The sequence below is a fragment of the Streptomyces sp. NPDC088246 genome (assembly GCF_044741025.1).
Lineage (GTDB): Bacteria > Actinomycetota > Actinomycetes > Streptomycetales > Streptomycetaceae > Streptomyces.
Genome location: NZ_JBIURV010000002.1, coordinates 544,584 through 553,165 on the forward strand (window position 1 = coordinate 544,584; position 8,582 = coordinate 553,165).

Genomic DNA, 8,582 nt, shown 5'->3' on the forward strand with positions numbered 1-8,582 from the left:
CATGCCTCCCGTATTCGCCCACGGCCGCCTCCGCCTCTATCTGCTGAAGCTGCTCGACGAGGCCCCTCGTCATGGCTACGAGGTGATCCGGCTCCTGGAAGAGCGCTTCCAGGGGTTGTACGCGCCCTCGGCGGGCACGGTCTATCCGCGCCTCGCCAAGCTGGAGGCCGAGGGTCTCGTCACCCATGCCACCGAGGGCGGCCGCAAGGTCTACTCGATCACCGACGCGGGCCGCGCCGAACTGGCCGGCCGCACGGGCGAACTCGCCGATCTGGAACTGGAGATCAGGGAATCCGTCTCCGAACTCGCCGCCGAGATCCGGGACGATGTCCGCGGCGCCGCCGGCAAACTGCGCAGCGAGATGCGGGCCGCGGCACACGAGACCAGGCACACCTCCACCGGCCCCACCGGCCGCAAGGGCGACCGGGAGTCCGCCTTCGGCGACCTCGGCGACTTCGGCGACAAGGAGACATGGCGCGCCGCGAAAGAGGAGCTGCGCAAGGCCAAGCAGGAGTGGAAGGAGCAGGCCCGCCGGGCCAAGGACGAGTCCCGCCGCGCCCGCGAGGACGCCCAGCAGGCCCGCCGCCAGGCCAAGGAGGCCCAGGACAGGGCGCGCGAGCAGATGCAGAACGCCGCCCGCCAGGTCCAGGAGCACTTCGCGCGGGGCGACTGGCCTTCGGGCGTACGGGAGGGGCTGGCCGAGATCACCGGTCAGCTGGGCAGCTTCGCGAGGACGGGCAGCTGGCCCCCGTACATCAAGCCGGAGCCCGCCGACGCCGACCCGGAGTGGGGCAAGGACGCCGCAGGGACCGGCGACCCGGCCCGCGATCTGGACCGCCTGCTCGACCGCTTCCGCGACGACATCCGCGACGCGGCCCGGGACCGGGGCGTCACGGAGGAGCAGCTGACGGAGGCCCGCCGCCACCTGTCGACGGCGGCGGCCCACATCGGGGCACTGCTGCGGAAGGGCGACGCGGGGAGCTGACGCGGGCCGGGGACGGAGCCCCGGCCCTCAAACCCCGGACGGGCTGAGACCGCCCCCGCCTCCGTCCCCGTACAACGCCCGGTTCACCGCCTCGTACGTCGCGCCGTGTGCGGCGAGTACATCGGCGACCACGCCGGGGCAGGCGGCGAGCGCCAGAAGGAGGTGCTCGTCACCGATGAAACGGTCTCCGCGCCCCACCGCGATCCGCAGCGTCTTCGTCAGGACGTCCTTCGACCCGCGGGTGAACGGGCGACGCCCCGCCCCGCGCCGCCGGGCCCTGTCCAGCGCACCCTCCCCATGGGCCTCCTCGACACGGGCGACGATCTCGGCGACGTCGATGCCGATACCGGCGAGTGCGTCCGTATCGGCCCGGGTCAGCCCGCCACGGCGGCGTGCGGTGACCAGATCGGCCTCGACCGCCGCGCGACGGTCGGCGAGGCCCAGCGAGGTGATGGCGAAGGAGGCCCGGCCGCTCCGCCCGTCCAGCAGGGCGAGCAGCAGATGTTCCTCGGTGACCGTTTCGGCGTCGGTCCGTTCGGCGTGGGTCACAGCGCCGGTCACGGTCGCCCGGGCGCTCCTGGTGAATCGTTCGAACATCAATGCCTCCCGTACTTCTTGTGCACGGCCTGTCGGCTGACGCCCAGCTCGGCCGCGATCTCCTGCCACGACCAGCCCTTCACGCGGGCGCTTCTGACCTGCACGGCTTCGAGTTGCTCCAGCAGCCGTCGCAGTGCGGCGACCGCCCGCAGCCCCACCCGGGGGTCGTGGTCACCGGCACGCGCGGCGAGATCCGTTGCTTCGGTCATGATGTCAACTTACGTTGACATGGCATCCACGTCAACCACAGTTGACATGGATGCTGCGGAGGACCGCCTCAGCCATGCGCCGCCCAGGTCACCGTGACCGTGATGCGAGCCCCCTTGCGGGCCTGGATGAACACCTCGCCCCCGCGCCTTCGGACCGTGGCGCGACCGTCCACCGAGACCCGCCACTCCCCGACCGTCGGCGGCAGGGAGACCTCCGTGACGCCGCGGCCGCCGGCCGTGCAGGAGAGCCGGTAGACGCCGGTGGTGTCGTCGTACGTGTCGGAGTGGACGGTTCCGGCGACGGCGGGCGCGTACGGCGTGGCGGTCCGTTCCTTGTTGGCCGCGAAGGCGCCTTCCTTGCCCAGGGCGCAGTAGCCCCCGCCGTAGCACCACACATAGCCCGCCCAGCCGGAGGTGTAGCGGCTCAGGGAGGCCATCGCGTCCCGGTAGAAGCGGCCCATCCGCGGGAGCGTGTTGTTCAGCGGGCCCCATTCACCGACGACGACCGGGATGTGCCGCTGCTCCGGGTACGCGGTGACGGCGGCCTCGTACGACTCGATCCAGCCCGCCGACGGGTCGTAGTCGCCGCCCGCCTCCATCGCGGTGTTGTAGAAGTGCGGCGCGTAAATGGTGCGGTGGTCCCGGATCGCACCCAGCCCGGTGGGGACGCCCTCGCCGACGATGGGAGTGGGTTCGACGAACAGCCAGTTGGCCCGGTCCGCCGAACGGACCGCGCGGGCCAGCCTGTTGTACATCGGGGTGAGCTGCTGGGCCTCGATGCGGCGGGCAGCCGTCGCCCGGTCACCGCGGTGCGCCTTGTCCTCGACGTTCCACCCGCGCAGGGGTGAGGGTTCGGCCCTGGTCGTCGGTGAGGCGGGGGATGCCGGTCCGGTCCGGCGGTCCGGGCCGTGCCACGGCGGCGGGGGCGAGGGTCCCCGCCGCGAGCACGGACGAAGTGACGATCGAGGTGAGTACGCTGCCCATCCGCGTCCGCATGGCGCAGACGAGAACAGCTCACCCCGAACACCTCAAGAGCAGGTGAGCACAATCTTTCCGAACTGGTCGCCCGCGGCCAGCCGTTCGAATCCCTCGCGGGCCCGGTCCAGCGGCAGCACCTCGTCGATGACGGGCCGCACGCCGGTCGTCGCGCAGAACGCCAGCAGATCCTCCAGCTCGTCCTTGGAACCCATGGTCGAGCCGACGACCTTCAGCTCCAGGAAGAAGATCCGGGTCAGCTCGGCGTGCAAAGGCCGGTCGCCGCTGGTCGCGCCGGAGATGACGAGCGTGCCGCCGGGGCGCAGCGACTTCACCGAGTGGGACCAGGTGGCGGCGCCGACCGTTTCGATGACCGCGTCGACGCGCTGCGGCAGCCGCGTGCCCGGCTCGTACGCCTCGACCGCACCGAGTTCGACGGCGCGCTTACGCTTGGCCTCGTCGCGGCTGGTGGCGTAGATCCGCAGCCCGGCCGCCCGGCCGAGCACGATCGCGGCGGTGGCGACGCCGCCGCCCGCGCCCTGGACGAGGACCGAATCGCCGGGACGCACTCCGGCGTTGGTGAAGAGCATCCGGTACGCGGTGAGCCAGGCGGTCGGCAGACAGGCGGCCTGCTCGAAGGTGAGCTCCTTCGGCTTGGGCAGCACATTCCAGCTGGGGACGGTGACCTGCTCGGCGAAGGTGCCCTGATAGCGCTCGGTGAGGATGGAACGGGGTTCCTTCGGGCCGACGCCGTGCCCGGTCTGCCCGATGACGGAGTGCAGGACGACTTCGTTGCCGTCCTCGTCGATCCCGGCGGCGTCGCAGCCGAGAATCATCGGCAGCTTGTCCTCGGCGAGACCGACGCCGCGCAAGGACCAGAGATCATGATGGTTGAGGGAAGCGGCCCGGACGCTGACGGTCGTCCAGCCCGGACGCGCCTCGGGGGCGGGGCGTTCGCCCAGCTCAAGGCCGTTGAGGGGGTGGTCGCGGTCGATGCGGGATGCGTAGGCGGCGAACATGGCCTTGACGATAGGCCGGGGCGCGGGCCGACGTAACCAGCCACGGGTGTGACGCGCACCGCGCCGGGAGGCGGGGGCAGAATCAGCCCCTCCCACGATTGAGGAGCGGGGGTCCGGGGGCGGAGCCCCCGGTTACGGGAAGAGGCGGGGTGGGGACAAGCCCGCCTCAGGCGCACCCCGCACCCGGGAACCTGTACCCCGCCCCGCCCAGGACCTCAGCGCCGGGCCACGCCCTCCGCCCGCGCCGCCGCGGCCACAGCGGCCGTGACCGCCGGAGCCACCCGCTCGTCGAACGGCGACGGAATCACGTAGTCCGCCGCGAGCTCGTCGCCCACGACATCCGCCAGCGCATTCGCCGCAGCGATCTTCATGCCCTCGGTGATCCGGGAGGCCCGGACCTGAAGGGCACCAGCGAAGATGCCGGGGAAGGCCAGCACGTTGTTGATCTGGTTCGGGTAGTCGGAACGCCCGGTCGCCACGACGGCCGCGTACTTGTGCGCGATGTCGGGGTGGACCTCGGGGTTCGGATTCGCCATGGCGAAGACGAACGCACCCGGCGCCATCGAGGCGACGGCCGCCTCGGGCACCGTACCGCCGGAAACCCCGATGAAGACGTCCGCGCCGGCCAGCGCGCTCTCCAGCGAACCGGAGATCCCGGCCCGGTTGGTGAGTTCGGCCAGCTCGCGCTTGACGTCCGTCAGGTCCTCACGGTCCCGGCTGACGATGCCCTTGCGGTCGGCCACGGCGACATCGCCGAGCCCCGCCTCCAGCAGGAACTTGGCGATGGCCACTCCGGCCGCGCCGGCGCCGGAGATGACGGCGCGCAGCTCGCCGAGGCTCCGGCCGGACAGCTTCGCGGCGTTGCGCAGGGCCGCGAGCGTCACGACGGCGGTGCCGTGCTGGTCGTCGTGGAAGACCGGGATGTCGAGCCGCTCCTGGAGCTTGCGCTCGATCTCGAAGCAGCGCGGCGCCGAGATGTCCTCCAGGTTCACGCCGCCGAAGGACGGCGCGAGCCGGACGACCGTCTCGACGATCTCGTCCGCGTCGGTGGTCGCGAGCGCGATCGGCACCGCGTCGACGCCGCCGAACTGCTTGAACAGAATCGCCTTGCCCTCCATCACCGGGAGGGACGCCTCGGGGCCGATGTCACCGAGGCCGAGCACCGCGGTGCCGTCCGTCACAACGGCGACGACCTGCGATTTCCAGGTGTAGTCGTGGACCAGCTCGGGGTTCTCGGCGATGGCGCTGCACACTTTGGCGACGCCGGGCGTGTACGCGAGGGACAGGTCGTCCTTGTCACGGACGGGAACGGTGGCCTGCACGGCCATCTTGCCGCCGCGGTGGAGCGCGAAGGCCGGATCGAACGGCTCTTCGGTGGCGCTGTCGGTGGTGCTGTCGCTGCGAGGATTGACGATCTCCGCTGCCATGGTGTTGACCCCTTAAGTCTTCAACGTTTGAGGGTGGCCACTCCTGATTGAGGAGGGGTGGGCGGGCACCGCGTACGTTCCCTGCGCCCGGCGGTTGGCCCGCCCCGGCAGGGGGAGATACATACGCGCGGGCGCGCCGCACACGCGCCCTGAGCCCCGGATGAGGGGTGTAAAGGTCTTTCTTACCGGACGGACCACGTCACGGACGAGTCCATACCGGCGCGGTGATGTGACTCATAGTCGAATATCTGGACAAGTCAGCCAATTGGCGAAATGACGTTCACCAGTCGAGACGCGCCGAAAATCCTCCGGTGTCAAGAAGAAAACCCCACAGATGGTCCGGCCTTGATGTACCGGCCCCTTGAGGTTCGGGGATCGCCCGTTACCCGATTTTGACATGACTGGCCCCCTGTTTGGGCAAATTCGAATGGCAAGATGCCGTAATCGCACAGGGCGGCGACATCCGACATCGCGTGTCATACCGCCTGCACCACCCTCATCTGCCGGAGGAACCCGATCATGACCGCAAGCACCACACGCCGTACGGCCGCGAAGTCCCGGATTGCAGCGGTCGGCGCCATCGCGGTCGCCGGCACCATGCTGCTGACCGCCTGCGGCGACCAGACCAAGAGCGGGAACAACAACTCCGGCCAGACGAAGAGCTCCGCGGCCGCCGATCTCCTGCCGCCGGAGATCAAGGCCAAGGGCGTCATCAAGGTCGGCTCGGACATCGCGTACCCGCCGGTGGAGTTCAAGGACAAGTCGGGTGAGACGGTCGGCATCGACCCCGATCTCGGTGCCGCGCTCGGCAAGGAGCTCGGCGTGACGTTCCAGTTCGAGAACGGCACGTTCGACACGCTGATCACGGGCCTGCGCTCCAAGCGCTACGACCTGGCGATGTCGTCGATGACCGACACCAAGGACCGCCAGGAGGGCGTCGACTCCAAGACGAAGAAGAAGATCGGCGAGGGTGTCGACTTCGTCGACTACTTCAACGCCGGTGTCTCGATCTACACCAGGAAGGGCGACGACCAGGGCATCAAGACCTGGGCGGACCTCTGCGGCAAGAAGATCGCCGTCCAGCGCGGCACCGTCTCGCACGACCTCGCCGAGGCGGAGTCGAAGAAGTGCACGGGCGGCAAGAAGATCGCCATCGAGACGTTCGACAACGACCTGGAGGCCCAGACCCGGCTGCGCAGCGGTGGCGCCGACGCCGGCTCCTCCGACTTCCCGGTGGCCGCGTACGCGGTGAAGACCTCGGGCGGCGGCAAGGACTTCCAGATCGTCGGCGAGCAGGTCGAGGCCGCCCCGTACGGCATCGCCGTCGCCAAGGGCAACGACCAGCTGACCAAGGCAGTTCAGGCGGCCCTGGACGCGATCATCAAGAGCGGCGAGTACGGGAAGATCATCTCCAAGTGGGGCGTCGAGGCGGGCGCGGTCACCGAGGCCAAGCTGAACGGCGGATCCTGAGACGGCTCCGGCGCAGAAAGGTTCTTCCTGTGACTGACATCGAGAAGACGGGCCCGGTCGACCGGCCGCGCATACCGCCCACCCCGCCGGCCGGACCTGAGGCGATCAAGGCCATTCCGGTCCGGCACTACGGCCGGTACGTCTCGGCCGTCATCGCCATCGCCGCGCTCGTGGCGATCATCTACGCGTTCAGCCAGGGCAAGATCAATTGGGGCGCGGTCCCCGACTACTTCTTCGACGACCGCATCCTCAAGGGCGTCTCCCAGACCCTGCTGCTGACCGCCCTGTCCATGGTCATCGGCATCGTCGGCGGCATCCTGCTGGCCGTGATGCGGCTGTCGAGGAACCCGGTGACCTCGTCGATCGCCTGGTTCTACATCTGGTTCTTCCGCGGCACCCCGGTCCTGGTCCAGTTGTTCGTCTGGTTCAACCTGGGCCTGGTCTTCGAGTACATCAACCTCATGCCGATCTACAAGGACTACTGGTCGAGCTTCATGACGCCGCTGCTGACGGCGCTGCTCGGCCTGGGTCTCAACGAGGCCGCCTACATGGCGGAGATCTGCCGTGCGGGTCTGCTCTCGGTCGACGAGGGCCAGACCGAGGCGTCGCACGCGCTGGGCATGAGCCACGGCAAGACGCTCCGGCGCGTCGTGATCCCGCAGGCGATGCGGGTGATCGTGCCGCCGACGGGCAACGAAGTCATCAACATGCTCAAGACGACGTCGCTGGTGGCGGCCGTGCAGTTCTACGAACTGTTCAAGTACGCCCAGGACATCGGGCAGTCGTCCGGAGCCCCGGTCGAGATGTACTTCCTGGCCGCGGCCTGGTATTTGATCATGACCTCGGTGCTGAGCATCGGCCAGTTCTACCTGGAGCGATACTACGCACGCGGGTCCAGCCGCAGCCTGCCGCCCACCCCGCTGCAGAAGATCAGGGCCAACCTGCTGTCCCTGGGCCGCCCGAAGGGAGGCATGGCATGACCGCCATGGTGAAGGCCGAGGGCGTCCACAAGTCCTTCGGCGCCGCGCACATCCTCAAGGGCATCGACCTGGAGGTCGCCCCGCGCGAGGTCTTCTGTCTGATCGGCCCGTCCGGTTCCGGCAAGTCGACCTTCCTGCGGTGCATCAACCATCTGGAGCAGATCAACGCCGGCCGGCTGTACGTCGACGGCGAGCTGGTGGGCTATCGCCAGAAGGGCGACAAGCTCTACGAGCTCAAGGACAGCGAAGTCGCCCTGAAGCGCCGGGACATCGGCATGGTCTTCCAGCGCTTCAACCTCTTCCCCCACATGACGGCGATCGAGAACGTCATGGAGGCCCCGGTCCAGGTCAAGCGCGAGTCCAGGGCCGTCGCCCGGGCCAGGGCGGAGCGGCTGCTGGACCGGGTGGGCCTGGCCGACAAGGCCAAGAACTACCCCTCCCAGCTCTCCGGCGGCCAGCAGCAGCGGGTGGCCATCGCCCGCGCCCTGGCCATGGAGCCGAAGCTGATGCTCTTCGACGAGCCGACGTCGGCGCTCGACCCGGAGCTGGTGGGCGATGTCCTGGACGTCATGCGCGGTCTCGCGGAGGACGGCATGACAATGATCGTCGTGACCCATGAGATGGGCTTCGCCCGTGAGGTCGGCGACGCGCTGGTCTTCATGGACGACGGCGTGGTGGTCGAATCAGGCCACCCGCGCGACGTGCTGACCAACCCGCAGCACGACCGGACGAAGTCGTTCCTGTCGAAGGTGCTCTAAGAGGGCGTTCGATAGGGGAACCCCCTATCTGTCCGATCTGCGCTGCGGCGAGACGGACTTGTTTCCATGATCTCGTAGCGCGACACCTGGGTCATCGGTTTCGATCATTCTGTGACTGAGCGACGTGCCTATCCTTCGGACCTCAAGGACGATCAATGGGAA

Annotated in this window: 10 protein-coding genes; 4 read left to right on the top strand and 6 right to left on the bottom strand. The window is 69.1% G+C overall.

The genetic code is table 11. The features are described 5' to 3' along the window. The first annotated feature begins 1 nt into the window (after window position 1). The gene (locus tag ACIPEK_RS05085; protein WP_401990728.1) at window positions 2–985 is read left to right on the top strand and encodes a helix-turn-helix transcriptional regulator; all 984 of its coding nucleotides are present in this window, start codon (window positions 2–4) and stop codon (window positions 983–985) included. Window positions 986–1,012: 27 nt separating this feature from the next. On the opposite strand, the gene ACIPEK_RS05090 is transcribed toward ACIPEK_RS05085, so the two are convergent. The 6 genes from ACIPEK_RS05090 to ACIPEK_RS05115 all read right to left on the bottom strand — a co-directional run bounded on the left by ACIPEK_RS05090 (window position 1,013) and on the right by ACIPEK_RS05115 (window position 5,212). Next, the gene (locus ACIPEK_RS05090; RefSeq protein WP_401990731.1) at window positions 1,013–1,582 is read right to left on the bottom strand and encodes a Clp protease N-terminal domain-containing protein; all 570 of its coding nucleotides are present in this window, start codon (window positions 1,580–1,582) and stop codon (window positions 1,013–1,015) included. Then, window positions 1,582–1,791 carry a sigma factor-like helix-turn-helix DNA-binding protein gene (locus tag ACIPEK_RS05095; protein WP_093899545.1) on the bottom strand — a complete coding sequence of 70 codons (210 nt, stop codon included), beginning with the start codon at window positions 1,789–1,791 and terminating at the stop codon, window positions 1,582–1,584. Before ACIPEK_RS05095 ends, ACIPEK_RS05090 begins: the two co-directional genes overlap by 1 nt. A 68-nt stretch (window positions 1,792–1,859) precedes the next feature. Beyond that, complete coding sequence (locus ACIPEK_RS05100) at window positions 1,860–2,546, bottom strand: cellulase family glycosylhydrolase (RefSeq protein ID WP_401990734.1); 687 nt, start codon at window positions 2,544–2,546, stop codon at window positions 1,860–1,862. A 46-nt stretch (window positions 2,547–2,592) separates the two neighbouring features. Next, window positions 2,593–2,775 (bottom strand): hypothetical protein, encoded by a 183-nt coding sequence (locus tag ACIPEK_RS05105; protein WP_401990737.1) that lies wholly within the window; start codon window positions 2,773–2,775, stop codon window positions 2,593–2,595. 44 nt (window positions 2,776–2,819) lie between these two features. Beyond that, window positions 2,820–3,785, bottom strand: a complete 966-nt coding sequence (locus ACIPEK_RS05110) for a zinc-binding dehydrogenase (RefSeq protein ID WP_401990740.1) — start codon at window positions 3,783–3,785, stop codon at window positions 2,820–2,822. Between the two features lie 215 nt (window positions 3,786–4,000). Next, complete coding sequence (locus ACIPEK_RS05115) at window positions 4,001–5,212, bottom strand: NADP-dependent malic enzyme (protein ID WP_401990742.1); 1,212 nt, start codon at window positions 5,210–5,212, stop codon at window positions 4,001–4,003. A gap of 519 nt (window positions 5,213–5,731) precedes the next feature. On the opposite strand from ACIPEK_RS05115, the gene ACIPEK_RS05120 reads away from it, so the two are divergent. From ACIPEK_RS05120 to ACIPEK_RS05130, 3 genes are read left to right on the top strand one after another with little or no spacing between them, the layout of a single operon-like run. Next, on the top strand, window positions 5,732–6,682 hold the full coding sequence (locus ACIPEK_RS05120) for an ABC transporter substrate-binding protein (protein WP_401990745.1): 951 nt from the start codon (window positions 5,732–5,734) through the stop codon (window positions 6,680–6,682). Window positions 6,683–6,711: 29 nt separating this feature from the next. After that, window positions 6,712–7,662, top strand: coding sequence for an amino acid ABC transporter permease (locus ACIPEK_RS05125; protein ID WP_401990748.1), 951 nt, complete (start codon window positions 6,712–6,714; stop codon window positions 7,660–7,662). Further along, on the top strand, window positions 7,659–8,420 hold the full coding sequence (locus ACIPEK_RS05130; RefSeq protein WP_383074285.1) for an amino acid ABC transporter ATP-binding protein: 762 nt from the start codon (window positions 7,659–7,661) through the stop codon (window positions 8,418–8,420). The genes ACIPEK_RS05125 and ACIPEK_RS05130 overlap by 4 nt, the downstream gene beginning before the upstream one ends. Window positions 8,421–8,582: the final 162 nt, after the last annotated feature.

What these genes read in the sequence shown, in the direction of transcription:
- ACIPEK_RS05085 (WP_401990728.1), top strand. Translation starts at nt 2, where the DNA reads ATGCCTCCCGTATTCGCCCACGGCCGCCTCCGCCTCTATCTGCTGAAG.
- ACIPEK_RS05090 (WP_401990731.1), bottom strand. Translation starts at nt 1,582, where the DNA reads ATGTTCGAACGATTCACCAGGAGCGCCCGGGCGACCGTGACCGGCGCT.
- ACIPEK_RS05095 (WP_093899545.1), bottom strand. Translation starts at nt 1,791, where the DNA reads ATGACCGAAGCAACGGATCTCGCCGCGCGTGCCGGTGACCACGACCCC.
- ACIPEK_RS05100 (WP_401990734.1), bottom strand. Translation starts at nt 2,546, where the DNA reads ATGTACAACAGGCTGGCCCGCGCGGTCCGTTCGGCGGACCGGGCCAAC.
- ACIPEK_RS05105 (WP_401990737.1), bottom strand. Translation starts at nt 2,775, where the DNA reads ATGGGCAGCGTACTCACCTCGATCGTCACTTCGTCCGTGCTCGCGGCG.
- ACIPEK_RS05110 (WP_401990740.1), bottom strand. Translation starts at nt 3,785, where the DNA reads ATGTTCGCCGCCTACGCATCCCGCATCGACCGCGACCACCCCCTCAAC.
- ACIPEK_RS05115 (WP_401990742.1), bottom strand. Translation starts at nt 5,212, where the DNA reads ATGGCAGCGGAGATCGTCAATCCTCGCAGCGACAGCACCACCGACAGC.
- ACIPEK_RS05120 (WP_401990745.1), top strand. Translation starts at nt 5,732, where the DNA reads ATGACCGCAAGCACCACACGCCGTACGGCCGCGAAGTCCCGGATTGCA.
- ACIPEK_RS05130 (WP_383074285.1), top strand. Translation starts at nt 7,659, where the DNA reads ATGACCGCCATGGTGAAGGCCGAGGGCGTCCACAAGTCCTTCGGCGCC.